Here is a 24,921-nt window from a genome sequence, read left to right as displayed (position 1 = left end):
ACTGTCATTTCTGACAATTGCGCAGGGGCGCAGGCAGGGTGATATTTAGAGGCGCGCATGAGCGTTATAGGAGGTGTGCGATGGACCGTGAGGAAGCAATGCAGCAGTTTAGAAAGATCGTTGAGGAAAAGTTGGAGGGGGTAGACCCCGTTACAGTCACTGACAGCACGAAAATCGCGGCCCTAGGTGATGAATTGGATGTCAAAGAAATCCTGATGACGGTAGAAGACTTCTTGAGTATTGAGCTTACCGACACCGAGTTCAAAGACCTCAAGACAGTAGGACAGGTGATAGACCTAATGGTTAAAACCAAGACTGACTGACGTTTGGTGATTGCCTACGCGGTACTGCTGTACCTTCATCCCAGCCTCATAAAAAACCCGCCACGAAGGCGGGTTTTTTCACTGGTTGCCAGGAGGTCATATCCTGCCGAGCAGCACCAGAATCAACAGAATCACCAGGATCGTACCGATGATACCCGACGGACCGTAGCCCCAACTTGTGGAGTGTGGGAAGACGGGAAGACCGCCGATCAACAGGAGGATCAGAATGATGATAAGAATTGTGCCGATGCCCATGACGAGTTCCTTCTTGTGTACTTGGTAGATGGCCGTGCAGTACAAGATTCTGCCAACTTGGCGAAATGTTGTGCTGCCTGATTAATCCGACTGTCGGCATAATCAAAAGGTTCTGAATTTGAGAAATAAAAATTAACAACAGAAAAAATAGCTTAAAAATCATAGGTTTGTAATATTTACTGAGTGGCTTCCATGATGTTAAATCGCTTTACCTCCTCTTGTAAGAGGCGGTTTGAGTCCGGAACTAATGATTGACGGATGGGTCCGCAGAAAGTTCTGAACCCGCAGTAATAGCAAGCAAGCTAACAGTTATCCTCACTTTTCTACGTCGACTCACCGTTGCATCTTTTGCTTATTGTCTTTGTTCGCCCGCCGTTGCTGAGGAGACGTAGCGAAATCCGCTCAGGCGGGTGGCGGTTTGCATTGCATATTCAGCGAGCTGATAAAGGGGTTGTCGGACAATTTGTCTGTTTAAACTGAGGCCACTTCCTCGAAACCGACAAGGCAATTGCTATGCAAAATCGCATTATGATCACTGGCGCCGGGTCCGGACTGGGTCGCGAGATCGCGCTGCGCTGGGCGCGTGAGGGCTGGCGACTGGCGCTGTCGGACATCGTTGACAGCGGACTGCAAGAGACGTTGAAAAGTGTGCGCGAGGCGGGCGGGGAAGGCTTCGTGCAACGCTGCGATGTTCGGGACTACAGCCAGTTGACCGCATTGGCCCAGGCGTGCGAGCAGAAGTTCGGCGGCATCGACGTGATCGTCAACAACGCGGGTGTCGCCTCTGGCGGATTCTTCGACGAGCTTTCACTCGAGGACTGGGACTGGCAGATCGCGATCAATCTGATGGGCGTCGTCAAAGGCTGCAAAGCGTTCCTGCCGTTGCTTGCGCAGAGCAAGGGCAAGATCATCAACATCGCCTCGATGGCGGCGCTGATGCAGGGCCCGGCGATGAGCAATTACAACGTTGCCAAGGCCGGTGTGGTTGCGTTGTCGGAAAGCCTGCTGGTCGAGCTTCGTCAATCGGAGGTCGGCGTGCACGTCGTGTGTCCCTCCTTCTTTCAGACCAATCTGCTTGATTCCTTCCGCGGGCCGACGCCTGCGATGAAGGCCCAAGTCGGCAAGCTGCTGGAAAGCTCACCGATCAGCGCCAGTGACATCGCCGATTACATCTTCCGGCAAGTGGCCGAAGGCGAGTTCATGATTCTGCCTCACGAACAGGGGCGCATGGCCTGGCAGCTCAAGCAGAAAAATCCGCAGATGCTGTACGACGAGATGGCAACCATGGCCGAGAAGATGCGCGCGAAGGCCAGATCGGTCAGTTCGTGACGGCATGGAGTCAGGCATTTCTGATAGGGTGGCCGGCATCGTTCTGGCCACCTTTGTAGAGATTTCCCCGTGCTCAACTACCTCTGGTTTTTCCTTGCGGCGCTGTTTGAGATCGCCGGCTGTTACGCCTTCTGGCTGTGGCTGCGACAGGGCAAGAGTGCGCTCTGGATCGTGCCAGCGCTGGTCAGTCTGACCCTGTTCGCCGTGCTGTTGACCCGTGTGGAAGCTCAGTTTGCCGGCCGCGCCTATGCCGCTTACGGCGGCATCTACATCATTGCCTCGATTGCCTGGCTGGGGATCATCGAGCGCGCGCGGCCTTTGAGCTCCGACTGGATCGGTGTTGCGTTCTGTGTGATCGGCGCAACCATCATTCTGCTGGGCCCTCGCTGGACCCAGACCCTTTGACTCAAGTCTTTTCGGGCCTGGAAAAATCCGACGTCTGTAAGGCGGATTTCACGCGAAGTCCAGCCGACGCGGCCATTTGTAGGAATCGTCTGTCGGCCATGTGCGCGAATCTTTGAAGGGCGTTACTGATTTGTCCTGTACGCATTGATGCACTGATGCCTGCGGGTCAACCTGCTGACTTGGTTACCTCCAAGGGAGTAGGAAAGATGCTGGTATTGACGAGGGAAATCGGAGACACGTTCTCCATCGGCGACGACATCACTGTGCAGATTCTGGGCATCACGGGTAATCAGGTTCGTCTCGGCATCGATGCGCCGCAGCACGTGAAGATCCATCGTGCCGAGGTCTACCGACGGATCACTGCACGCCTGCAGCAACTGGCCGCTCAGGGGGCTGGCAGGTAGACGACGGGTTCACTCTTCGAAATATTCTTTCGGTACGTCGTGCTTGAGCATCAGTTGGCACTGCTGGCTGTCGAGGTCAAAGAAAATCACCGCCTGACCCTTGCTCAACGCATGGCGGACGCGCAGAACCCGGGTTTCCAGCGGCGTCTCATCGCCGTTATCCGTGCCATCGCGGGTGACGAAATCCTCGATCAGTCGCGTCAGGGTGTCGGCTTCGAGTTGGTCGTGAGGGATCAGCATGGGATTCTCGGTGTGCGCAGAGGCGGATGGCGGCGATGCTAACTCGGCCCGAGAATCGAGGCTACATCTGCAGAGTCAGATTCCCACACCGGTTACGTTCGACTATAGGAAGCGACTGTAGGAAGCCCGCTCAGCGCGAGCGGGCTTCCACAAGCGCGCCGATCAGCGCTGGCCCATCAAGGTGTCCACGGACGGCACACGGGTGTCGGTTTCCATCTGCGCGTCGTGCTCCAGCTGATGACTGAAGTTTTCCAGTGAGGCGTTGGACGGATGCGCATCGCTGGCAAAGACCGGCGGGCTCATGATGTAGGCAGTCAGCAGGCGGCTCAGGGTATTGAGGCTGTCGATATGCGTGCGTTCATAACCGTGAGTCGCGTCGCAGCCGAAGGCCAGCAGCGCCGTGCGGGTGTCGTAACCGGCAGTGATCGCCGAGTGGGCATCACTGTAGTAGTAGCGGAACAGGTCGCGCCGCACCGACAGCTCTTTTTCCTGACCCAGACGCAGCAAGTGACGGGACAGGTGATAGTCATAAGGCCCGCCGGAATCCTGCATCGCCACACTGACCGCGTGTTCGCTGGAATGTTGGCCTGGGGCAACCGGGGCGATGTCGATGCCGACGAACTCGCTGACGTCCCACGGCAGGCTACCCGCTGCCCCGCTGCCGGTTTCCTCGGTAATGGTAAACAGCGGATGACAGTCGATCATCGGTTCCGCGCCACTGTCGACAATCGCCTTCAGCGCAGCGAGCAGGGCGGCAACGCCTGCTTTGTCATCCAGATGGCGCGCGCTGATGTGGCCGCTGTCGGTGAATTCCGGCAATGGATCGAATGCCACGAAGTCGCCGATATTGACGCCCAGCGATTCGCAGTCGGCGCGGGTGGCGCTGTAGGCGTCCAGGCGCAACTCGATGTGATCCCAGCTGATTGGCATGGTGTCGACTGCGGTGTTGAACGCATGCCCCGATGCCATCAGCGGCAGCACGCTGCCCCGAATCACACCGGTGTCGGTGAACACGCTGACGCGGCTGCCTTCAGCGAAGCGGCTCGACCAGCAACCTACCGGTGCCAGGCCCAGCCGGCCGTTGTCTTTGACCTCGCGCACGCTGGCGCCGATGGTGTCCAGGTGAGCGGAAACGGCCCGGTCCGGGCTGTTCTGCTTACCTTTGAGGGTGGCGCGGATCGTCCCTCGGCGCGTCAGTTCGAAGGGAATGCCAAGTTCTTCCAGGCGCTCTGCGACGTAGCGCACGATGGTGTCGGTAAAGCCCGTAGGACTGGGAATTGCGAGCATTTCCAGCAGGACTTTCTGCAGGTAATTCAGATCCGGTTCGAGGATTTTTTTTGCAGTGGTCATGGGAGGCTCCTATCGGAGCAGCTACGAGCTTCAAGCTGTAAGCCGCAAGTGGTCGCGCTGACCTCACTTGCAGCTTATGGCTTGAAGCTTGCCGCTGCTGTTATTCAGCCGTGCACAGGCAAGCTATGGGGAAACAAAAGATCGACGAAGCGCTCGGCGGTCGGCTGCGGCTCGTGATTGGCGAGGCCGCAGCGTTCGTTGGCTTCGATGAACACGTATTCCGGTTGATCGGCGGCAGGGACCATCAGGTCCAGGCCCACCACCGGGATGTCGAGGGCGCGGGCGGCGCGGACAGCCGCGTCTTTGAGCACTGGATGAAGGATCGCGGTGACGTCCTCCAGGCACCCGCCGGTGTGCAGGTTGGCGGTGCGACGGACCGCCAGACGCTGATCGGCCGGTAGCACGCTGTCGAACGTGAAGCCGGCATCCTCCACGGTCCGGCGGGTTTCGTCGTCCATCGGGATCTTGCTCTCGCCCCCCGTCGCTGCGGCGCGTCGGCGGCTCTGGGCTTCGATCAACTGGCCGATGGTGTGCCGGCCATCGCCCATGATTTCGGCGGGACGGCGAATGGCGGCCGCGACCACTTCAAAGCCGATCACGACGATGCGCAGGTCGAGCCCTTCGTGGAAGCTTTCCAGCAACACACGGCTGTCGAACTGCCGAGCGCGCTCGACCGCTGCCTGCACGTCATCGATGGTGCGCAGATCCACGGCCACGCCCTGGCCCTGCTCACCGTCCACCGGCTTGACCACCACCCGCTCGTGTTCATCGAGGAACGCGAGGTTGTCGTCGCCATTGCCCGCCATCTGCTGGACCGGCACTTCAAGACCGGCGGCTTTGAGGGCTTTCTGCGTCAGTCGCTTGTCCTGACACAGCGTCATGCTGACCGCCGTGGTCAGGTCGCTCAACGACTCGCGGCAACGAATCCGGCGCCCGCCATGAATCAGCGTGAACAGGCCCGCCTCGGCATCGTCCACCTGCACTTCGATGCCTCGACGATGGGCTTCATCGACGATGATCCGCGCGTAAGGGTTGAATTCCGCCTGCGGACCGGGGCCGAGGAAGAGCTTCTCGTTGATGCCGTTCTTGCGCTTGATGGCGAACGTCGGCAGGTTGCGAAAGCCGAGTTTGCCGTACAGGTTTTTCGCCTGTTGATTGTCGTGCAGGACCGACAGGTCCAGATACGCCAGACCGCGGCTCTGAAAATGTTCGATCAGATGACGCACCAGCACCTCGCCGACACCGGGCCGCGTGCATTGCGGGTCGACCGCCAGGCACCAGAGGCTGCTGCCGTTTTCCGGGTCATTGAACGCTTTCTGATGATTGAGTCCCATCACGCTGCCGATCACCGCATTGGTGCTCTCATCTTCGGCGATCCAGTACACCGGGCCGCCCAGATGGCGGGGCGTCAGCAGGCTCGGGTCGATGGGCAGCATGCCGCGCGCGATGTACAGGTTATTGATGGCAGTCCAGTCGTCCTGATTCTGCGCACGGCGAATGCGAAAGCCGCGAAACACCCGCTGCGCAGGGCGGTAGTCGCTGAACCACAGGCGCAATGTGTCAGACGGGTCAAGGAACAGCTGCTGCGGCGACTGTGCCAGCACTTGTTGGGGCGCTGCGACATACAGCGCGATGTCGCGCTCCCCCGGTTTTTCGTTGAGCAGGTCGTCAGCCAGCGTCGCAGGATCGGGATAGGTATGCCCGATCAACAGGCGTCCCCAGCCGCAATGCAGGGCCAGAGGCTCGGCGTCCATCGCGCTGCCATCCTCGGCGAGCCGCGCCTGCAGGCGCTCATAGGACGGCGGCTGACCACGCAAGAGGCGCTGGTTATAGATCGAAGCGTTGGCTTTCATCGGTCAGAGTCCTTGTTCGCTGAGCCACAGATTGAGGGCCGCGAGCTGCCACAGCTTGGAACCGCGCAGCGGAGTCAATTGACCATCGGGATCGGTCAACAGCTTGTCGAGCATGTTCGGATTGAACAGGCCACGGTCCTGGCTCGGATCGAGCAGCAGGTCGCGTACCCAGTTCAGCGTGTCGCCTTCAAGGTGCTTGAGGCCCGGTACCGGGAAATAGCCTTTCTTGCGATCGATGACTTCGGACGGGATCACCAGGCGCGCCGCTTCCTTGAGCACCTGCTTGCCACCGTCGGGCAGCTTGAAGCGCGCAGGGATGCGGGCCGACAGTTCGACCAGCCGGTAATCCAGGAACGGCGTGCGCGCTTCCAGGCCCCACGCCATGGTCATGTTGTCGACGCGCTTGACCGGGTCATCCACCAGCATCACGGTGCTGTCCAGACGCAACGCTTTATCGACCGCCGCATCGGCGCCCGGCATCGCAAAATGCTCGCGTACGAAATCACCGGCGGCGTCGTTGGCCGTCAGCCATTGCGGAGCGACCGTCTGCGCGTATTCGTCGTAGCTGCGATCGAAGAAGGCATCGCGGTAAGCGGCATAAGGATCGGCCGCGCCATCGACTTGCGGGTACCAGTGATAACCGGCGAACAGCTCGTCCGCGCCCTGACCGCTTTGCACCACTTTGCAATGCTTGGCGACTTCGCGGGACAGCAGATAGAACGCGATGCAGTCGTGGCTGACCATCGGCTCGCTCATGGCGCGAAACGCAGCTGGCAGCTGCTCGATGATTTCGCTTTCCTTGATCCGCAGCTGATGGTGGCGGGTGCCGTAGTGCTTCGCGATCAGGTCCGAATACTGGAACTCGTCACCCCGTTCGCCACCGGCGTCCTGAAAACCGATGGAGAAGGTCGACAGGTCTTTCACACCGACTTCGCGCAGCAGACCGACCAGCATGCTCGAATCCACGCCGCCCGACAGCAACACGCCGACGTCGACCGCCGCACGTTGACGAATCGCGACCGCTTCGCGGGTGCTGTCCAGGACGCGGTCGCGCCAGTCTTCGAGGGTCAGATTGGCTTCGTCGGCGCGCGGGCCGTACGGCAGCGTCCACCAGACTTTCTGCTCGACCTTGCCGTCGGCGCTGAAGCGCATCCAGCTTGCAGGCGGCACCTTTTCGACGCCCGCCAGCAAGGTGCGCGGGGCCGGCACGACCGCGTGGAAGTTCAGGTAGTGATTGAGCGCCACCGGATCGAGCATCGGGTTGATGTCGCCGCCTTTGAGCAGGGCGGGCAACGCCGATGCGAAGCGCAGGCGCTTGTCGGTGCGCGACAGGTACAGCGGCTTGACGCCCAGGCGGTCGCGGGCGATGAACAGGCTGTTGTTGTCGCGCTCCCAGATGGCGAAGGCAAACATGCCATTGAGCTTGGGCAGCATGTCTGCGCCCCAGGCGTGATAGCCCTTGAGCAGCACTTCGGTGTCGCCACCGGAGTGGAACTGATAGCCCAGGCTTTCAAGCTCGGCACGCAGTTCCGGGAAGTTGTAGATCGCACCGTTGAAGGCCAGTGACAGGCCCAGATGGCTGTCGATCATCGGCTGCGCAGAGCCGTCAGACAGGTCCATGATTTTCAATCGGCGATGGCCAAGGGCAATCGGCCCCTGGCTATGAAAGCCCCATGCATCCGGGCCACGAGGCGCCAGATGATGGGTGATGCGTTCTACTGCGGCGAGGTCCGCAGGTTGATTGTCGAAACGTAATTCACCAGCTAATCCGCACATATAATCCTTACCGGTTTTCCGTTGGGGAACGTAGACGGGAAGTCCGGCTACCCAAAGACTGACCGGCAGGATTTGCCAGAGTTTTAGAACGATCGGTTATAAGTGGCGTGGGGGGACTGCGTCATAGGCCACATCCGGCAAGGCGTGCGGCATGTTGTGGGAGTGAGCCAGCGGCCTTTAACCCAGCCTTCGATCAACGGCGTTGCACCCGTCGCCTTCCCGGCTAAAGCCGGTCCTACGAACAGCTTTCAATATCTGCCGGACGTCCCTCTGACCGGCTTCAGCCGGGAAAAGGCCGACGCAGGCTGTGGAGATGCAGCGGCCGGAATTCAATATTCGTCCGACGGCGGCCCCGAGCAAGCCCACTTGCGCAGGGCATGTGTGCACCCCTGAACCTCAATAGCCCGTCATCTCCAGATACCCGACGCCTTCGTGGCTTCCGCTCACTTGCACCGGGCCTTCCCAATAGGGGATCTGCAGGTCCATCCACGCCTTCGGGTTGAGCGCCTCGACCGAGAGATCGATGCCCTTGCCGGGGATTTTTACCGACCAACGGGTGGGCATGTCGCGGCCTTCCACCTCTGTGGTGTCTTCGGGCTCGAGTCCGATGTCGCTGGGCGCGAGCATTTCGGTGCTGCCGTCGCTGTTGATCCAGGTCCCGGTGAGGTACGGCTCGCCGTTTGTATTGCGCATTCGGTACAGCATCACTTCGGCGCCATTGTTCAGGTGCAGGGAAAACCAGTCCCAGCCCGTCTGATCGGCGGTCAGTGGCTGGCTGCTCCATTCGCGGTCCAGCCAAGCTGGCCCGCTGACCTGATAGGTTTTGCCGTCGATCTCGACGCTGCCGTCAGCTTGAAAGAACGGCTGGCTGTAGTAGTACGAGGCCTGACCTTCCTCGGATTTCTGACTGAAACCCTGCTTGCCCTGCAGCACCAGCGGCTTGTCGGCCTTCAGATGCAGGCGATAGCTGAACTGCGGCCCTGCGGCCTGCAGGTGCATGTCCGCCAGTGGATCGGCGTGCGCGGCATCGCTGGTCAGCGACCAGTCGTCGATCCAGGCACTGAACGGCGCCAGCTTCACTCCGGCCTGCTCTACACCGCCGCGGGCGTAACGTTCGGCGGCGTAATGCTCATCCTCCGACGTCACCGCTGCATGCCCCATCCACAGGTTGCGATTGCTCCAGCCGGCGGTCGCGCCCGCTGCGTCTCGGGCGCGCGGCAGGGCATTGCGAAACAGCGTCCACTGCACGCCGAACGCTTGCCCGTCGGCATCGGTCAGGTTGGCGGTGATGTACCACCACTCGATCCGGAAATCGTCGTGGGCGCCGTGATCGTCGGGAAACGCGAAACGCTTGCCTGGCGTTACCTGGGCGTAACTTGCGGCATCGTCGGCCAGCCCGGCAAAGCCTTTTTCTTCAGCCGGTTTGTCGTCGCACGCGCTCAGCAAGAGGCAGACGAGGAGCACGGCCAGCGCCTTAACCTTCATTGGCGAACGTCCTCAGCAGGTCGGCAGGGCGGGTGCGATACAGGCGATACAACGGCCACGCCGAGGCCAGAAGGGTGGCGAGCATCGCCAGCAGCATCAGGCGCAACAGCTGCATCGGGAACACTTGCAAGGGTAGCCGCCAGCCGAATGCCTGCACGTTGATCACGGCATCCAGGCACAAGGCCAGCAACAATCCCAACGGAATCGCCAGCACCAGCGTCAGCACCGCCAGCAGCCAGGTCTGCGCAAGATTGAGCAACATCAGTTGCCGCCGCGTGACGCCCAGCGCCCACAGCGGTGCCAACTGACCGAGCCGGCTCTGGCTCTGGGTCAGCAGACTGATGAACAGTGCCACGCCCGCCACGCCCAAGGTCAGGCTGTTGAGGGCGGCGGTGGCGGCGAAGGTGCGCTCGAAGACCTGGCGCGACCAGGCTTTGAGCTGGATCTGATCGACGATGCGGCTGTCGTCGATGGTGAATTTGTTGTGCAGGACGCGTAGCAGTTGCGGGATCGCCCGTGGATCGATACGCAGATTGAAACGGTTGGGCGTCAGTTGTGGCCAGTGCTTGAGCAAATGCTCGGCGTTCACCAGCATGTGCCCCTTGGGGTTGCCATAGTCCGCGTAAATGCCCACCACGCGCAGCGGCCAGTCGCCGTCCGGCGCAGGCACCTTGAGCTCGTCGCCAACACTGACCTTCAACCGTCGGGCCAGCTGTTCGCTGAGCATCAACGCGTCCTCGCTGGCCAGTCGAGCCCAGGGATCGCCTTCTGCCGACTCCAGCAACGGCCAGTGCTGTCGGTAGTGCGGGTGATCGATCACGCCATACAGCTCGGCCGGCCAGCCGTGCAGTTGCAGCGAAACCTGCCAGTTGGGCAGCACCGCGGACGTCAGCGGTTGTTCGCTCAGCCATTTTTGCAGCGGCGCGGCCTGAGCCGGGTTTTGCGGATTGATGTACAGCTCGGCGCTCAGGCGTTGTTCCAGCCAGTGCGTGAAGGTCTGTCGAAACCCCGAGGTCATGCTGCCAGCGCCGATGTTCGCGGCCATTGCGAGCAACAGTGCCATCAACGCCAGACTCAACGCCGGCAGCTGCTGGCGGCAGTCAGCGAGAAACCACTGGCCCAGCACGGAACGGCTTTTACCGAGCAGACCATTGAGCAAGCCGTTGAGCAGCACAGGCAGCCCCAATGCCGCACTGAGCAGCAGGCTGGCCATCAGCACGAAACCTGCCGCCAGGCTGTTGCCAAACAGTGCGGCGAGCACTGCAGTCAGCGCGGAAACTCCGGCAATCCAGCCCTGCCGCTTGAGCCAGGTGGCGTGGGTTTCGTGCCAGGCCTGCGCGTTCGCCAGTGCCAGCAACGGCAACCGCGCGGCGCGCAGCAGGCTGCTGGCGCCGGCCAGAAAGGCGCCCAGCAGACTGACGCCCAGCCCGCTCAGCCACCACCAGAGGCTCAGGTTCAAATGCCCGGCCACTTCGGCGCCGTACAGGCCGCGCAGGCTGGCGGCGACATCGGGCAGCAGCACACTCGCCAGCCAATAGCCGCTGATCACCCCGGCAATGCCGCCGAGCAGGGCCAGCACGCCAAGTTCGACGATCAGACTGCCGATCAGGCTTCGGGCACTGACGCCACAGGCACGCAAGTTCCTCAGCAGTCCGCGACGCTGCTCCAGCGCAAGGCCAATGGCGGCGTGGACGATGAACAGCCCGACCACGAATGACAGAAAACCGAGCGCATCCAGGTTCAGGTGGAAGCTTTCGGTCAGGCGGCCCAGGTCGTTGTCTTCGCCGCTTTTGCGAATGACCAGCTCGCCGTTCAACGCGGCCGGCAGAGCGGGGGCGTTGTCGGCGAAGTCCTTGGGCAGCACGAGTCGCGAAATCTGATCGGGTTGGTTCAGCAGTTGCTGGGCGAAGCCAATGTCCATCAGCAACAGCCCCGGCGCCATGTCCACCTGTGCGTGCAACGGCGGTAACGCGCGGCCCGATTCGGTCAACGGCCTTTGCCCCTCGTGCAGGCCAAGCGCGGACAGGGTCTGTGGGGAAATCCAGGTGACGCCGGGGGGCGTGAAGAAGTCGACGATCTGCGCGGTGCTCAGCGACTGCCCGGCCAGTGCGGTGTCGACGGGCAACGACACGGGTTCGATGCCCAACAGCGTCAGGCGCAGGTCCGGCGCTTCCTTGAGTGTCACGCGCCCTCTGAGCGCGGGGGAGACCGGCCAGCCCGCGCGGCGCAGCGTGACAAACAGTTCTTGTGAAAAATTCGCGCCGTTGGGTGACACCAGAATTTTCTGCGGCTCACCGCCGATCAGTTGGCTGGCCTTGGCGTAGCTGTCTCGAGCCTGGCTATTGAGCGCCTGCACGCCGGTCAACAGACTGGTGGCCAGCCACAGACCGGTCAACACGCTGAAAAACTGCACGGGATGGCGGCGCCAATGGCTGAGCAGCGCCTTCAGCGTCCAGTAGAAAACGGGCATCTCAGCGTTCGCCTTCCGGGAGCAGGCGTCCCAGATGCAGAACCGCCTGACGCTGCAGGCGCGCCGCGACCCTGGGGCTGTGCGTCACCATCAACAGGCTGGTCGGGCTGTCCGCGAGGATGTCGAGCAGCAATTGCAGGACTTCATCGCTGGTGGCTTCATCGAGGTTGCCGGTGGGCTCGTCGGCCAGCAGCAGGCCGGGTCGCGACGCCAGCGCCCGACCGATGGCGACCCGTTGTTGCTGCCCGCCGGACAGTTGTTCGGGATAGCGCTTGAGCAAGGCGCCCAGACCGAGCCGTTCGACAAGCTCTGCTTGCCAGTGCGGCTGATAGCGTCCGGCCAGACGCGCCTGGAACGCCAGATTGTCCTCGACCCTGAGGCTGCCGACGAGGTTGAACTGCTGAAACACCAGGCCGATCTGTGTGCGCCTCCAGTTCGCCAGCTGCGCCTCGTTCATCTGATCCAGACGCTCGCCAGCGATCTCGATGCTGCCCTTGTCCACCTGATCCAGCCCGGCGACCAGGTGCAGCAGCGTGCTTTTGCCGCTGCCCGATTCACCCATCAGCGCCAGGCTGCCACCCTGTTCCAGCTGCAGATCCGCGCCCCGCAATACCGCCAACGGACCCTGCGCCGTGGCATAGCTTTTGAACACGCCTTGGACTTGCAGCATCGACATGCACCTGACAGGGGAATGAGAGGGAGGATACCGGGTTGTTCGGGGGAGATGTAAACAGCGAAAAGGTACCCACGTGTACCGCTGCCGATGCACACCGCCCGGGGTGCTCACGCTGGCCTCTTCCCGGCTGAAGCCGGTCCTGCTGAGGCAACGCTTTGCCAGCCGCTGCACCTGCGGTGGATGTACCGGCCGCTGCACCAGCGGCGGATGTAGCGGCTTCTTCGCGAGCAAGCTCACTCCTACAGATATGTTGCGGGCATTCCCGGATTCTCCGACCAGACACAAATCCTGTGGGAGCGAGCTTGCTCGCGAAGACTGACTGCCACCCGCTGCATCTGCGTCGAATGTAACGGCCTCTTCGCGAGCAAGCTCACTCCCACAGTTATGTCGCGTGGATTCCCGAATTGTCCGGCCAGACACAAATCCTGTAAGAGCGAGCTTGCTCGCGAAGACTGACTGCCAGCCGCTGCATCTCCACCAGCCAAACTAAACAAACCAGTCACACCGGCCTGTTCGCGAGCAAACTCGTTCCCACATCGGTATCGCGGAGGTGATTACTTTCCGCGAATCAGACTGCGCAGTGCGAATCGGTTGGGGTGGCATGCTTCGGCCACGCTGCGGGGCAGGGGCAGGGGTTCGTTGTCCAGCCACGCGGCGATCAGCTCGCCGGACAGCGGGGCGGTGATCAGGCCGCGCGAGCCGTGGCCGCTGTTGATGTAGAGCCCGCCCAGCCACGGGCACTCGATGGACGGCACCTGGCGGGCGTCTTTGCGCAGCACGGCGTAGGTCTGGAAAAAAGCTTCCCGGTCAGCCAGAGGCCCGACGATCGGCAGATAATCCGGGCTGGTGCAGCGAAAAGCGGCGCGGCCTTGCAGGTCCTCCACCGGGATTTCGCTGGCCTGCAGCCGGTCCGTCAGGTCCTCGGAAATTTCCCGCAGCAGATCGAGGTTGCCCAGATGCTCCGCACGGCTGGGCGTCAAGTCATCGCTGTTGAACGCGAAGCTTGCCCCCAATGTGTGTTCGCCCAGCCGCGCGGGCGCGAAGTAGCCCTCGGCGCAGACCACCGTGCGCAGCGAAGCGCTGGCCGGCGTTTCCGGCAGCCGGGTGATCTGCCCGCGAATGCGCTTGAGCGGCAGGTCGGCGCTGGCCGGGAATCGCTTGACCTCGGCTGCACCCGCCAGCACCACCACCTTCGCCTGGGCGAGTAACCGGTCGCCATTCCAGGCCTGCCAGACCTCGCCTTCGCGGCGCAGCTCAAGCGCCTCGCCATGGGTGATCAATTCAACCCCCGGCTGTCGCGCCTGATGGCGGCATAACGCAGGCGGATGCACCCAGCCTCCTTGCGGATAGAACAGGCCGCCGCTTTTCAGGGCGATACCGGCTTTCGCTTCAGCGTGCGACTGCTCGAGCACCTGCAGCAAGTCAGGGGTAAATGCCTGGGCCAGTTGTGCCTGACGTTCGTGTTCCTTTTCATCGAATGCCAGTTGCAGCACGCCGCAGTCATCCCAGTCGACGCCCCGCTGCAAACGCTCCAGCAGGCGCCGCGTATGGCCGAAGCCGCTGAGAATCAACCGCGAGAGCGCGGTGCCATGGGCCGACAATTTCAGATACAGCACGCCTTGCGGGTTGCCCGAAGCTTCGGCAGCAACGCTCTGATGACGCTCCAGCAATTGGACCTGCCAGCCACGTGCGGCCAGGCTTGCGGCGGTCGCGCAACCGGCCAGCCCGGCGCCGATCACCAGCGCCTTGCGTTCATCGCCATGCCGGACCGGCCGCGCGAACCAGGGTTTGGCGCGAGGCGGGGCGGGCGTGTCGTCGGGCCAGCCGATGAAGCTGCCCTTGAGCACTTCCCATTTGTGGCCGATACCGGGCACGCGTTTCATCTTGAAGCCGGCAGCGTTCAACGCGCGGCGCACCCAGCCGGTACTGGTAAACGTCCCGATGGTCGCGCCGGGAGCGGCCAGACGCGCCAGTTCGGCAAACAGCTCCGGGGTCCACATTTCCGGATTTTTCGAAGGCGCGAAGCCGTCCAGAAACCATGCGTCGATCTCGCCGTCCAGCTGCGGCAGCATGTCCAGCGCGTCGCCGATCAACAGCGTCAGTGTCACTCGCCCGCCTTCAAACACCAGACGCTGGAAGCCCTCGTGAATCGCCACGTACTGCGTCAACAGTTGATCGGCGAAGGGCTTGAGTTCAGGCCACAGCGCCAGGGCTCTTTGCAGATCGTCACGACTGAGCGGGAATTTCTCGACGCTGACAAAGTGCAGACGCGCCCCCGCCTGAGCCTGCGCCGCAAACAGCTGCCAGGCGCAGAGGAAGTTCAGGCCGGTGCCGAAGCCGGTCTCACCGATCACCAGACGACCGCCGTCAGGCAGCCCTGCGAAGCGCTCTTGCAGCGCGTTCTGCGTCAGAAACACATGGCGGGTTTCGTCCAGGCCTGACTCGGTGGAGAAGTACACGTCGCAAAACACCCTGGAATGGGGGTTGCCGTTCTCGTCCCAGTCAATCTGGGCGTGGTCAATGGTGGTCATGTTCGGCTCGGGGTAGGCAAGGCGGCGATTTTACCCCAGCGCCCGGTGAATGCAGACAGCGCGACGAAATGAATAACTATGTATGCCAGCGCCCGCGTGAATCCTGATTACGTTCGACACTCAGTCATTCACAAGGACGTCACCATGAACAGCACCGCGTTACCTCAAGTCTCGACCATCATCAACAACACCTTGCCCGCCTGGTTCATCAACGCATCGCCGCAGATGCGCAACGCCCTGGCGTCAGACATGGGCCGCAGCCGTCGCGCCACGCTGGCGGCAGGGCAGGTGCTCGATCGCATCGTCGACCTGCCCGCATTCGCCCGTCCGTTACTGGCCAAGGCGCTGCAAGACGCGTTCGGGCCGGGCCTGGATGTCGACGCCGATCATTTCTACCACGTCAGTTTCGAGCGCGACTGGCTGACCGGGCGCGCAGCACCGAAAAGCTCGACCACCCAGTCGCTGTTGCAGGCCGCGTTGCAGAACTTCGAGGTCAGCGAGCAGGCGCAGGTGGCGCAGGAAAACACCTCGCTGATTTACCGCAACCTGTCGGACAGGGATCACTTGCAGGCACGAAGCGATCCCCTTAACAGGCAGAACGTCAGCCCCGAGCGTTTCATCGAGCTCTGTCGAAAGGTAGATGTGGGCGGCCAGTATCAGCGCCACCTGCGCCACGTGCTGCATCCGGTGGCGCGCGCGGATGTGCCTGGCAGTGTCGGCAGCGAGGAAATCAAGCAACTGCTGATCGAGAAGGATCGCCTGGCATTGAGGGTTGAATCCCACATCGCACGCATGAAAGGCCTGATCGACGAGGCGGCGTATCAGGCACTGCTTGCGTTGGAGAGTGAGACATCTTCCGGGCAATTGTTCACCTTGCAGATGCTCGGCTTCACGTTACGCGATGTGCTGGTGATGCAGGCGCCCGGCGCGACTGGCTGCGTAGTCTATCTGCCGGGCGAGCCCGAAGCGCCCCTTCGGTCCTACGCCTCGCTGGACGCCTTCATGCAGACATTGAGGACAAAGCTGCGCAACGAAGACTATCAACGCTACTTTGATCGCTTTCTCGCCCAGCGCAGCAAAGGCGCGTTTTTCCCTTCCCTGCATGATCGCCTCGCCCCGCAAAGCGTGCACAGCGTAGCGCGTGGCAAGGGATTTCATCGTCAACTGGTGGCCACGACCCAGGACGACCCCAACGCCAATCTCGACCTGCAGACCGTGCCGCTGGGCATCACGCTCGGCGAATTTCTTTACCTGCAAAGCATGTTGCACATCAAGGACGACGCGCGGGTCCTGGCCGTTCCAACCGAAGACGAGGACGCCAGGACTCGTCTGAAACGTCTGGCCCAGTGGCGCGAATATGGCCTGGATGCGCTGAATCTGGCCGCGTTCTTCGTGCCCGGGCTGGGTGAAGCCATGTTGCTGGTATCTGGCGCCCAGCTGCTGGTCGACACCTTCGAGGGCGTCGATGCGTGGCGGCACGGCGACATGAGCGAAGCGCTGGATCACTTGAGCCAGGTCGCGGAAAACATCGCATTCCTGGCGGCCATGGGCGCGGCAGGCAAGTGGGCCAGCGGCTCGAAACCCGCGACCGTCGAACCGCCTTCATTCATTGCGCGCATGCAGCCGGTCACTGATTCGACCGGTCAGTTGCGCTTGTGGGACAGCATCAGTGAGCTTCGCCGTCTGCACCCATCGTTGGCCGATTTCGATGACAAGACCCTGACGCGCATCATGGCGGTGGCCGATGTCGATGCCGCCACGGTCCGACACGCGCTCACCAACGATCAGACGCCACCGGCGGCCTTGATCGACAGCGCCAAGCGCTTTCGTCTGAGCGAAAACGCGGCCCGATCCGTCGATGCCTTCGAAGCGGCCTATCGCGAAAGCGAGCAGTCCAGCGACCCACTGGTGACGCTGCTCAGGCGCGATTTTCCTTCGCTGACCCTGGCGTCGGCTCGCGAGTTGCTCGCCAGTGCTACCGCCGAGGAGCGTCTGGCAATGCAAACGAGCGGGCGCATTGCGCTGGAGGTCGCGGGCAAGGTGCGTGGTCATCTGCGTCAGACCCGCATGAGTCGCGTGCTGGAGGGTTTTTTTTTGGCGCCGAGCCATGCCAGTCCTGACCTTCAACGCCTGACTCTGCGCAGCGTCGAACTGTTTGCCGGATGGCCCGATGACCTGCGACTGGAGATTCGCGAGGGCACGGCGCACGGTGCGCTGCTCGACAGCATTGGCCCAGAGCAGTCGACTGAACGTCGCCTCCTCGTGCGCGGCAAGAATGCATTTCAGCCGTGTGATGGCCAGGGCAGATCCATCGGGCGTGAGGGCAGTCTGTTCTCGGCGATCCTGCGTGCGTTGCCCCAGGAAGCACGACAGGCAATCGGCCTTGCCGATGCCGACATCGATGCCCGCGTGCTAAAAGGCCGCGTGTTCAAATGGCTGAAACAGCAGCCGGCCTGGGCAGCCCGGACGCTGGGGCAATGGACGCCGGACGGTGCGTTGCGCATGCCCATGCGTCTGGCGGACGGCCGCATCGGCTATCCGCTCAGCGGCCGTGGCGCTGGCTTCGGCGAGGCGCCGAGCGAAATCCCGGACGAGGCGCCGAGCGAGTTGGAACAGCAACTGGTGCAGGCAATGACGCAGCTGTATCCAGAGAGCCCCGACCTGCCGGCGCAAGTGCGCGACATGGCCCGACGACAACGTCCGCTGGCTGACTTGCTCGCGACCACCCGTCAGCGAATCGAGGCCTGGCAGCCGCTGTACTGGAACCTTCTGGCGTGGGTCGAAGCCGATGACACGGGCGTGCTGATCAATGAAGACCTGCGCCCGGCCCGACGCACCGTGGCGACAGCCATCGAACGCGCCTGGCGCTACAGTCACAGCGCGGCACCGCGTGGCCCGCGCTCGCTGACGCTGGAGCACATCACCCTGCCGCAACTGCCGGCGCTTCCCGATTTTTACGCCGACATCAGGCGCATGGATCTCAACCACGTCAGCGCCGATCTGCCAGCCGCCAATGCCTTTCTGGAACACTTCCCGGCCCTGACGCACCTGAATCTGCGCGCCAGCTTCCTCGCCATCCCGGACGTCCTGCCTCGCCTGGAACGGTTGGAACACCTGTCGCTGGAGCGCATGCCATGGACCATCGATCAAGCGGTGATGGATGTGCTGATGGACATCCCCGACCTCGACTCGCTGAGCCTGGCCAGCAGTCCGCTGGCTCAGTTCACCGACACCGGTCGCCTGCGCCTGTCGACGCTGTGGATCAACAATACGGGCTTGACTGAGTGGCCGCAGTGGGCTCATTCGCTGGGGCTCAACGAGCTCGACATCAGCGACAATCATATCGTTGAGATCCCCGACGAAGTCATCGAGAACCCTCACGATCCGGACCGTCACCTGGTGATCTACGCGTACAACAATCCGCTGGAGCATCAGTCGCTGGAAAATTACTGGCGCAACGACACCGGCTTCGGCCATCGCTATCGTCTGGATTACGACTTTCCCGAGGACATCCGCGAGCTTCCGGTGGAGGGCATGGCCGAGGGCAGCGACAGCGAGAGTTCCGATGAGGACAATTTCGACCATGCGCATCCTGCAACATCCGGTGCCCGTGCGCCGGTGGCGTCAGTGGAGTTATGGATCAGGCCGGATGAACCGGCCCTGAACGATCGACTGCGCGCCGCCTGGGCGCAGGTGGTACAAGCGGGCGATGCGCCGCATCTGTTGGTGCTGTTGCAGCGTCTTCATCAGGCAGCGGATTTTCGCCTGTTCCACGCCGAGCTTGCCTGGGATGTGCTCACGGTGCTGGAGTCGGTTGCGACGGATGCGGCCTTGCGCGCGCAGATCGAGGTTATCGCCAACGATCGCCTGTTCGGCGCCGACCAGACCTGTCAGGACGGCGCGCGTCTGATCTTCAGCGACATTCAAGTGCTCGTTTACAGCGAGCAGGCGCTGCGCGGCGTGGCGCAAGCTCAGCGCACGCCGGTCATGCTCGGGGTGATTCGCCGGCTGTTCCGGCTCAATGAGGTTCAGGCCATCGCCGACGCCGAAATCCTTCGCCGCGAAGGGCTGGGCATGAACGTCGACGCCGCCGAGGTGCGCATGGCGTACCGCATCGGTCTGGCCGACGAGCTGGCGCTGCCCGGTCAGCCTCATCGCATGGTCTGGGAGCGCCTGGCTGCTGTCGATCACGGCGCGCTGCTGGACGCTCGACGCCGGGTGCTCGAGGCGGAGCAGGGCCCTGCGTTTCTTGAGTTCGCAGTGGCTGACCGTCAATGGAATGCCCGCTTGCGTGCCGAGCATGGGCCAGGCATGGAACTGGCGACGGCGGTGGTCCAGACCCGGATGGCCGCGCTCGAGGACCATCCCCCTGAAGATCCTGACGAGTACCATCGCCAGGGGCAGGCGTTGATCGCCCAGCGTGAGGCGGATGAACACACCATGCTCATCCAGCTGACCGACCTGTACCGCGCCGGCTGGTAAGGCGCATCGCGGCGTGTCGGATGACCGAGTACACGGTCGCCCGGCGCGCTGGCGGGCCGGTTTTCGTTGCGATTGACCCCTGAACGCGATTGGCGGTCATACCTTCACTGATACCAGACGCCTGCTAGTCTTGGGTGATCATGAAGGGAGCCATGCATGTTCGAATCCGCTGAAATCGGCCACACCATCGATGACGAGACCTACGACGCTGAAGTTCCGGCACTGCGCGAGGCGCTGCTGGAGGCGCAATACGAACTTCACGAACAAGCCAAGCGCCAGATCATTGTGCTGATCAACGGCATTGAAGGCGCTGGCAAGGGCGAAACCGTCAAACTGCTCAACGACTGGATGGACCCGCGCTACATCGAGGTGCGCACGTTCGACCAGCAGACCGATGAGGAGCTCGCTCATCCTCCGGTCTGGCGCTATTGGCGACAGCTTCCGCCCAAGGGCCGCATCGGCGTGTTCTTCGGCAACTGGTATAGCCAGATGATTCAGGGACGGGTGCACAAGCAATTCCCTGACCCGGTACTGGATCAGGCCATCAACGGCGCGGAGCGTCTGGAGAAAATGCTCGTCGATGAAGGCGCCGTGATCTTCAAGTTCTGGTTTCACCTGTCCAAACAGCAAATGAAGCAGCGCCTCAAGACCCTCAAGGACGATCCGCTGCACAGTTGGCGGATCAGCCCGCTGGACTGGCAGCAATCGAAAACCTACGACAAGTTCGTGCGATTCGGCGAGCGCGTCCTGCGCCGCACCAGTCGCGATTATGCGCCGTGGCACGTGATCGAAGGCGCAGACCCTAACTACCGCAGCCTGACGGTCGGCCGGCTGTTGCTGGAAGGCCTGCAAAGCGCGTTGAAAACCCCTGAAGGCCAGAGCAATTTCGTCAACCTCGGCCCGCTGCCGAGCAACACCGACGAGCGCAGTCTGCTGGACAATCTGGACATGTCGCTGGCGCTGGAAAAGGACGACTACGAAGAGCAGTTGATCACCGAACAGGCGCGTCTTTCCGGCCTGATGCGTGACAAGCGTATGCGTCGTCATGCACTGGTGGCGGTGTTCGAAGGCAATGATGCTGCCGGCAAGGGCGGGGCGATCAAGCGGGTTGCCGGCGCGCTCGATCCTCGCCAGTACCACATCGTGCCCATCGCCGCGCCCAGCCAGGACGAGCTGGCACAACCTTATCTGTGGCGGTTCTGGCGACAGATCCCGGCGCGCGGCAAGTTCACCGTATTCGACCGTTCCTGGTATGGCCGGGTGTTGGTGGAGCGGGTCGAGGGTTTCTGCTCTGAAGCGGACTGGCTGAGGGCGTACAGCGAGATCAATGATTTCGAAGAGCAGCTCACCGATGCGGGCATCGTGGTCGTGAAGTTTTGGCTCGCGATCGACGACAAGACCCAGCTTGAGCGTTTTCAGGCTCGGGAGAAGATCCCTTTCAAACGGCACAAGATTACCGAAGACGACTGGCGCAACCGCAAGAAGTGGCCGCAATACCGAGAGGCCGTTGGCGACATGGTCGACCGCACCAGCACCGAAATCGCCCCGTGGACGCTGGTCGAAGCCAATGACAAACGCTGGGCCCGGGTAAAAGTCCTGCGCACAATCAACGAGGCGCTGGAGGCAGCGTTCGCCAAGGGCGACAAGAAGAAAAAGTGACTGACGGAACACCATTTCTGCAGGGGCAATCGGAAGTGACGACGCTCGCGAATGCGGTCTGGCTCAGACAGCGCATTCGCGACCCTCATCACCTCGGATTACGCCTACATGGGGTTGTGGCGTAAACGAGTCTGCAGGATCACCGCTCCCGCAGTGCTTCGGTGCGGGCTTTCAGGACGGGTTTGAGAAGGTAGTCCATTACGCTTTTCTCGCCGGTGATGATGTCCACCGTCGCGACCATGCCGGGGATGATCAGCAACGGTTTCGCATCGCTGCCCAAGTGGTTTTTGTCGGTGCGTACCTGGATCAGGTAGAACGTGTTGCCCTTGTCGTCGGTGGTCGTGTCGGCGCCGATCAGCTCCAGTCTGGCCGGCAGTCCGCCGTAGATGGTGTAGTCGTAGGCGCTGAACTTGACCATGGCTTTCTGGCCCGGATGCAGAAAGGCAACGTCCTGCGGCCTGACTTTGGCTTCGATCAGCAGGTTGTCCTCAAGCGGCACGATTTCTACCATGTCGCTGCCGGGTTGAACCACGCCGCCGATGGTGTTGACTTTCAAGGTCTTGACGATGCCCTTGACCGGCGAGGTCACGGTGGTGCGCGTGACGCGGTCGTCGATGGCGATGCTGGTGGCGCTGGCTTTGGCCAGGTCCGAACGCTTTTCGTTGAGGTCCTTGGTGGCGTCGGATCGGAAGGTGTCGGTGGATTCCTGGATCTTGCTTCTGATCTCGTTGATCGCCGCTTCGGCGCGTGGAATCGCCAGTGAAGTGGCATCCATTTGCCCGCGAGCCTCGGACGCCTTGCCCTTGAGGCGAATGATCTCCACTGGCGACACTGCGCCGCTGTTCACCAGTGGCGCCGACATGCTCAGCTCTTGCTGAATGAAGCCCAACTGATTGCGATACTGATCCTGCTTGGAGCGGAATTCGGCGACTTCCTGCATCTTCTGGCGCAATTGCTCCTGCAATGTGCGCTGCTCGCTGGCCAGGCGCCGCTGGCGAGAGTCATACAATGCCTGTTCATCGGCCGCCACCTGCGGCGCTCTGCCGAGCACCTCGGCAGAGGGTTTGAACGGCCTGCCTTCGGCCTCCGCCGACAGCCGATCGACCTGCGCCATCAGCGTGTATTTGTCCACTTCGCTTTCGCCCTTGTTCGAGAGAAAACGCGTGTCGTCCAGGCGCAGCAAGGTGTCGCCCTTGTTCACGATCTGCCCTTCGCGCACGAAGATTTCCGTGACGATGCCGCCTTCCAGGTTCTGGATCACCTGCACCTTGCTCGACGGAATGGCCTTGCCTTCACCCATCGTGACCTCTTGCAGGACTGCAAACCTGGCCCACACCAGCGCGGTGATGATCAGCGCGGCGGCGATCCACACGGTGACGCGCGCGCCACGGGGTGAGTCCTGCGCCGCGACGCCTGCGACCTCAGGCATGAACTCGTTATCGACCTGGCGATCAGGGTGAAAATAGCTGTGAGCGGATGACATGGGCGACGCTCCTTAAACCATGGCCGGGCCGGTACGGCCCTTGCGCAACGCTTCGACGACGAGTTCTTTGGGACCGTCGGCGACCACTTTGCCGTTGTCCATCACGATCAGCCGGTCCACCAGACTGAGCATCGACATGCGATGGGTGACCAGCAGCAGGGTTTTGCCTTGCATCAGCGTGAACAGCTTCTGGCGCAAGACGTCTTCGCTGCCGTTGTCCATGTGGCTGGTGGGTTCGTCGAGCAGCATGATGGGTGGGTCGAGCAGCAGCGCGCGGGCCAGTAAGACCGCTTGACGCTGCCCGCCGGAAAGCAGCTGGCCGCGCTCGCCCACAGGGCGGTCGAAGCCCTGCGGATGGTTGCGCGCAAGGTCAGTCACGCCTGTCAGTTCAGCGACCTCCAGCATTCTGGCGTCGCTGACATAACGCGCGCCGAGTGTCAGGTTGTCCCGCAGACTGCCCGCCAGCAGCGGCAGATCATGGGCCACGTAGCCCACTTGCTGGCGCAGGTCCGCGACGTCGACCTGACGCAGATCCAGGCCATCGAGCAACAGCTGGCCGGAATCAGGGGTGTAGAAACCCATCATCAAACGGGCAAGGGTGCTCTTGCCCGAACCGCTGCGACCGATGATGCCGATCCGCTCACCGGGTCTGACGCTGATAGTGACCTCGCTCAGGGCAGCGGGCGTACCGGGGCCGCCATAGGCGAAACTGGCGTTGACCACCTGCAGCGCGCCTTCCAGCCGGGTGTGTTGAAGCGTCGTTCGGCCAGGCTCGCGCTCTTGCGGCAGGGCCATCAGCGCATCGGTGCTCTTCATGGTGATCTGCGCCTGCTGATAGCGCGTGATCAGCCCGGCGATCTGGCCCAGCGGTGCCAGCACGCGGCTGCCGAGCATATAGCTGGCCACCAGCGCACCGACGCTGAGGTTGCCGGCAATGATGATGTAGACCCCGGCGACGATGGTCGCCATGCCCGAGAACTGCTGGATGAACAAGGTGCCGTTGCTGGCCAGCGCCGAGAGGTCCCGGGCGTGGCTGTCGAGGCGGGTGAGGGCGCCGTGGGTCGACTCCCATTTATGCTGGCGTTCGCTTTCGGCGCCGCAGGCTTTGAGGGTTTCCAGTCCGCCGAGTGTTTCCACTAAAAGGGCCTGACGTTCGGCGCCCAGCGCAAGGCTGCGTTCGACGGTGTCGCGCAGGCGCATCTGGATGATCCAGGCGAACAGGATCGTGATCGGAAAAGCCACCACCGGAATCACCACCAGCCAGCCGCCCAACAACCCGATCACCGCCAGCATCAGCACGGCGAACGGCAGGTCGATGATGCTGGTGAGCGTGACGGCGGTCAGAAACTCTCGAAGGCCCTGGAAATCATGAATGCTCTGGGCGAAGCCGCCGACGGTGGCAGGGCGCGCTTTCATCGCCATTCCGGTAATGCGCTCGAATAACGTGGCGGACAGAATCACGTCGGTTTTCTTCCCGGCCTGATCCAGCAGACGCGCGCGCACCAGACGCAAAGTCAGTTCGAATGCCGTGCCGATCAGCAGTCCGACGGCGAGCACCCAGAGGGTCGACGTCGCCTGATTGGGTACGACGCGGTCGTAGGTCTGCATGACGAACAGCGGCACCATCAACCCCAGCAGGTTGATCAGCAGGCTGGCGAGAATCGCGTCGCTGTAGAGCCAGCGCGACAGTCTGAGGGTGTCACGAAACCAGGCGTTGACCCTGGGCACCAACGGCGCGCGCAGGTTTTCCAGTTCGTGACGCGGGCGGGCGAACAATGCCTGCCCTGTGTAGAGCGCTTGCAGTTCTTCGCGGGTGACCCGCTGCTCGCCACCTTCGGCTTCGCTGGGCAGGATCAGCGCACGCCCGTCCTCTTCCCAGCGCCGCAGCACGGCGCATCGGTTGCCCTTGAGCAGCAATAAAACGGGCAGGTTCAGCCCGTCGATGGCGTCCAGATCGCGGCGCAGAATGCGCGCCTGCAGTCCGGCGCGAGCGGCGGCACGGGGAAGCAGTTCAACGCCCAGCCGATGCTGCGCCAGAGGCAGGCCAGCACTGAGGCTGGTGCGGCTGGCGTTGCAATCGTGCAGTTTGCAGAGGATCAGCAGGCCGTCGAGCAGCGGATCGTCGTAGTTCGAACGAGGGTCGATCGGATGGGCCAGATCGATGTGTGTCGGTTCCATGCGCGTCACAGACTTCTCCCGG

The 24,921-nt window shown here is 62.2% G+C and carries 17 protein-coding genes; 6 read left to right on the top strand and 11 right to left on the bottom strand.

The window, feature by feature from the left end:
- The first annotated feature begins 80 nt into the window (after positions 1-80).
- Entirely contained in the window at positions 81-323 is a 243-nt protein-coding gene (locus tag AAGQ88_RS19820) for an acyl carrier protein (protein ID WP_342653334.1), read from the top strand.
- Between the two features lie 96 nt (positions 324-419).
- Here the strand turns inward: AAGQ88_RS19820 and AAGQ88_RS19815 are convergent, their stop codons facing one another.
- Positions 420-578, bottom strand: a complete 159-nt coding sequence (locus tag AAGQ88_RS19815) for a DUF3309 family protein (protein WP_342653333.1) — start codon at positions 576-578, stop codon at positions 420-422.
- 513 nt (positions 579-1,091) lie between these two features.
- On the opposite strand from AAGQ88_RS19815, the gene AAGQ88_RS19810 reads away from it, so the two are divergent.
- From AAGQ88_RS19810 to csrA, 3 genes are all read left to right on the top strand, one after another.
- Entirely contained in the window at positions 1,092-1,907 is an 816-nt protein-coding gene (locus tag AAGQ88_RS19810; RefSeq protein WP_342653332.1) for an SDR family oxidoreductase, read from the top strand.
- 69 nt (positions 1,908-1,976) lie between these two features.
- On the top strand, positions 1,977-2,312 hold the full coding sequence (locus AAGQ88_RS19805; RefSeq protein ID WP_342653331.1) for a YnfA family protein: 336 nt from the start codon (positions 1,977-1,979) through the stop codon (positions 2,310-2,312).
- 206 nt (positions 2,313-2,518) lie between these two features.
- Complete coding sequence (gene csrA, locus AAGQ88_RS19800) at positions 2,519-2,716, top strand: carbon storage regulator CsrA (protein WP_285426650.1); 198 nt, start codon at positions 2,519-2,521, stop codon at positions 2,714-2,716.
- A gap of 9 nt (positions 2,717-2,725) precedes the next feature.
- Here the strand turns inward: csrA and AAGQ88_RS19795 are convergent, their stop codons facing one another.
- The 8 genes from AAGQ88_RS19795 to mnmC all read right to left on the bottom strand — a co-directional run bounded on the left by AAGQ88_RS19795 (position 2,726) and on the right by mnmC (position 15,097).
- Positions 2,726-2,956 (bottom strand): YheU family protein, encoded by a 231-nt coding sequence (locus tag AAGQ88_RS19795; RefSeq protein WP_093463826.1) that lies wholly within the window; start codon positions 2,954-2,956, stop codon positions 2,726-2,728.
- Positions 2,957-3,118: 162 nt separating this feature from the next.
- Positions 3,119-4,306 (bottom strand): osmoprotectant NAGGN system M42 family peptidase, encoded by a 1,188-nt coding sequence (locus AAGQ88_RS19790; protein WP_285426649.1) that lies wholly within the window; start codon positions 4,304-4,306, stop codon positions 3,119-3,121.
- A gap of 104 nt (positions 4,307-4,410) precedes the next feature.
- Positions 4,411-6,159, bottom strand: coding sequence for an N-acetylglutaminylglutamine synthetase (gene ngg / locus AAGQ88_RS19785; RefSeq protein WP_342653330.1), 1,749 nt, complete (start codon positions 6,157-6,159; stop codon positions 4,411-4,413).
- Positions 6,160-6,162: 3 nt separating this feature from the next.
- Positions 6,163-7,935 (bottom strand): N-acetylglutaminylglutamine amidotransferase, encoded by a 1,773-nt coding sequence (locus AAGQ88_RS19780; RefSeq protein ID WP_285426647.1) that lies wholly within the window; start codon positions 7,933-7,935, stop codon positions 6,163-6,165.
- Positions 7,936-8,331: 396 nt separating this feature from the next.
- The gene (locus AAGQ88_RS19775; RefSeq protein WP_342653329.1) at positions 8,332-9,420 is read right to left on the bottom strand and encodes a lipocalin-like domain-containing protein; all 1,089 of its coding nucleotides are present in this window, start codon (positions 9,418-9,420) and stop codon (positions 8,332-8,334) included.
- Positions 9,410-11,890 (bottom strand): ABC transporter permease, encoded by a 2,481-nt coding sequence (locus AAGQ88_RS19770; RefSeq protein ID WP_342653328.1) that lies wholly within the window; start codon positions 11,888-11,890, stop codon positions 9,410-9,412. The genes AAGQ88_RS19775 and AAGQ88_RS19770 overlap by 11 nt, the downstream gene beginning before the upstream one ends.
- Before the next feature lies 1 nt (position 11,891).
- On the bottom strand, positions 11,892-12,560 hold the full coding sequence (locus tag AAGQ88_RS19765; RefSeq protein ID WP_342653327.1) for an ABC transporter ATP-binding protein: 669 nt from the start codon (positions 12,558-12,560) through the stop codon (positions 11,892-11,894).
- Positions 12,561-13,120: 560 nt separating this feature from the next.
- Positions 13,121-15,097, bottom strand: coding sequence for a bifunctional tRNA (5-methylaminomethyl-2-thiouridine)(34)-methyltransferase MnmD/FAD-dependent 5-carboxymethylaminomethyl-2-thiouridine(34) oxidoreductase MnmC (gene mnmC / locus AAGQ88_RS19760; RefSeq protein WP_342653326.1), 1,977 nt, complete (start codon positions 15,095-15,097; stop codon positions 13,121-13,123).
- Between the two features lie 144 nt (positions 15,098-15,241).
- Between mnmC and AAGQ88_RS19755 the strand changes: the two genes are divergently transcribed.
- Both AAGQ88_RS19755 and pap read left to right on the top strand, forming a co-directional pair.
- Positions 15,242-19,579: a DUF6543 domain-containing protein gene (locus tag AAGQ88_RS19755; RefSeq protein WP_342653325.1), complete on the top strand. Its 4,338-nt coding sequence runs from the start codon at positions 15,242-15,244 to the stop codon at positions 19,577-19,579.
- A gap of 156 nt (positions 19,580-19,735) precedes the next feature.
- Entirely contained in the window at positions 19,736-21,238 is a 1,503-nt protein-coding gene (pap, locus tag AAGQ88_RS19750; RefSeq protein WP_285423327.1) for a polyphosphate:AMP phosphotransferase, read from the top strand.
- A gap of 139 nt (positions 21,239-21,377) precedes the next feature.
- On the opposite strand, the gene AAGQ88_RS19745 is transcribed toward pap, so the two are convergent.
- Both AAGQ88_RS19745 and AAGQ88_RS19740 read right to left on the bottom strand, forming a co-directional pair.
- Positions 21,378-22,721 carry an HlyD family type I secretion periplasmic adaptor subunit gene (locus AAGQ88_RS19745; RefSeq protein ID WP_342653324.1) on the bottom strand — a complete coding sequence of 448 codons (1,344 nt, stop codon included), beginning with the start codon at positions 22,719-22,721 and terminating at the stop codon, positions 21,378-21,380.
- Positions 22,722-22,733: 12 nt separating this feature from the next.
- A complete protein-coding gene (locus AAGQ88_RS19740; protein WP_342655849.1) occupies positions 22,734-24,899 on the bottom strand; it encodes a type I secretion system permease/ATPase in 2,166 nt (721 codons plus the stop codon).
- Between the last annotated feature and the right edge of the window lie 22 nt (positions 24,900-24,921).

Source organism: Pseudomonas sp. F3-2, assembly GCF_038804275.1.
Lineage (GTDB): Bacteria > Pseudomonadota > Gammaproteobacteria > Pseudomonadales > Pseudomonadaceae > Aquipseudomonas.
The sequence above is the reverse complement of the archived record's forward strand: the minus strand, read 5'-3'. Positions and strand labels throughout refer to the sequence as shown.

Excerpts from the sequence above, each read along its gene's own strand:
- ngg (WP_342653330.1), bottom strand. The coding sequence starts at position 6,159 with ATGAAAGCCAACGCTTCGATCTATAACCAGCGCCTCTTGCGTGGTCAG.
- AAGQ88_RS19740 (WP_342655849.1), bottom strand. The coding sequence starts at position 24,899 with ATGGAACCGACACACATCGATCTGGCCCATCCGATCGACCCTCGTTCG.
- AAGQ88_RS19820 (WP_342653334.1), top strand. The coding sequence starts at position 81 with ATGGACCGTGAGGAAGCAATGCAGCAGTTTAGAAAGATCGTTGAGGAA.
- csrA (WP_285426650.1), top strand. The coding sequence starts at position 2,519 with ATGCTGGTATTGACGAGGGAAATCGGAGACACGTTCTCCATCGGCGAC.
- AAGQ88_RS19765 (WP_342653327.1), bottom strand. The coding sequence starts at position 12,560 with ATGCTGCAAGTCCAAGGCGTGTTCAAAAGCTATGCCACGGCGCAGGGT.
- AAGQ88_RS19745 (WP_342653324.1), bottom strand. The coding sequence starts at position 22,721 with ATGTCATCCGCTCACAGCTATTTTCACCCTGATCGCCAGGTCGATAAC.
- pap (WP_285423327.1), top strand. The coding sequence starts at position 19,736 with ATGTTCGAATCCGCTGAAATCGGCCACACCATCGATGACGAGACCTAC.
- mnmC (WP_342653326.1), bottom strand. The coding sequence starts at position 15,097 with ATGACCACCATTGACCACGCCCAGATTGACTGGGACGAGAACGGCAAC.
- AAGQ88_RS19815 (WP_342653333.1), bottom strand. The coding sequence starts at position 578 with ATGGGCATCGGCACAATTCTTATCATCATTCTGATCCTCCTGTTGATC.
- AAGQ88_RS19755 (WP_342653325.1), top strand. The coding sequence starts at position 15,242 with ATGAACAGCACCGCGTTACCTCAAGTCTCGACCATCATCAACAACACC.
- AAGQ88_RS19780 (WP_285426647.1), bottom strand. The coding sequence starts at position 7,935 with ATGTGCGGATTAGCTGGTGAATTACGTTTCGACAATCAACCTGCGGAC.
- AAGQ88_RS19810 (WP_342653332.1), top strand. The coding sequence starts at position 1,092 with ATGCAAAATCGCATTATGATCACTGGCGCCGGGTCCGGACTGGGTCGC.
- AAGQ88_RS19790 (WP_285426649.1), bottom strand. The coding sequence starts at position 4,306 with ATGACCACTGCAAAAAAAATCCTCGAACCGGATCTGAATTACCTGCAG.
- AAGQ88_RS19770 (WP_342653328.1), bottom strand. The coding sequence starts at position 11,890 with ATGCCCGTTTTCTACTGGACGCTGAAGGCGCTGCTCAGCCATTGGCGC.
- AAGQ88_RS19775 (WP_342653329.1), bottom strand. The coding sequence starts at position 9,420 with ATGAAGGTTAAGGCGCTGGCCGTGCTCCTCGTCTGCCTCTTGCTGAGC.
- AAGQ88_RS19795 (WP_093463826.1), bottom strand. The coding sequence starts at position 2,956 with ATGCTGATCCCTCACGACCAACTCGAAGCCGACACCCTGACGCGACTG.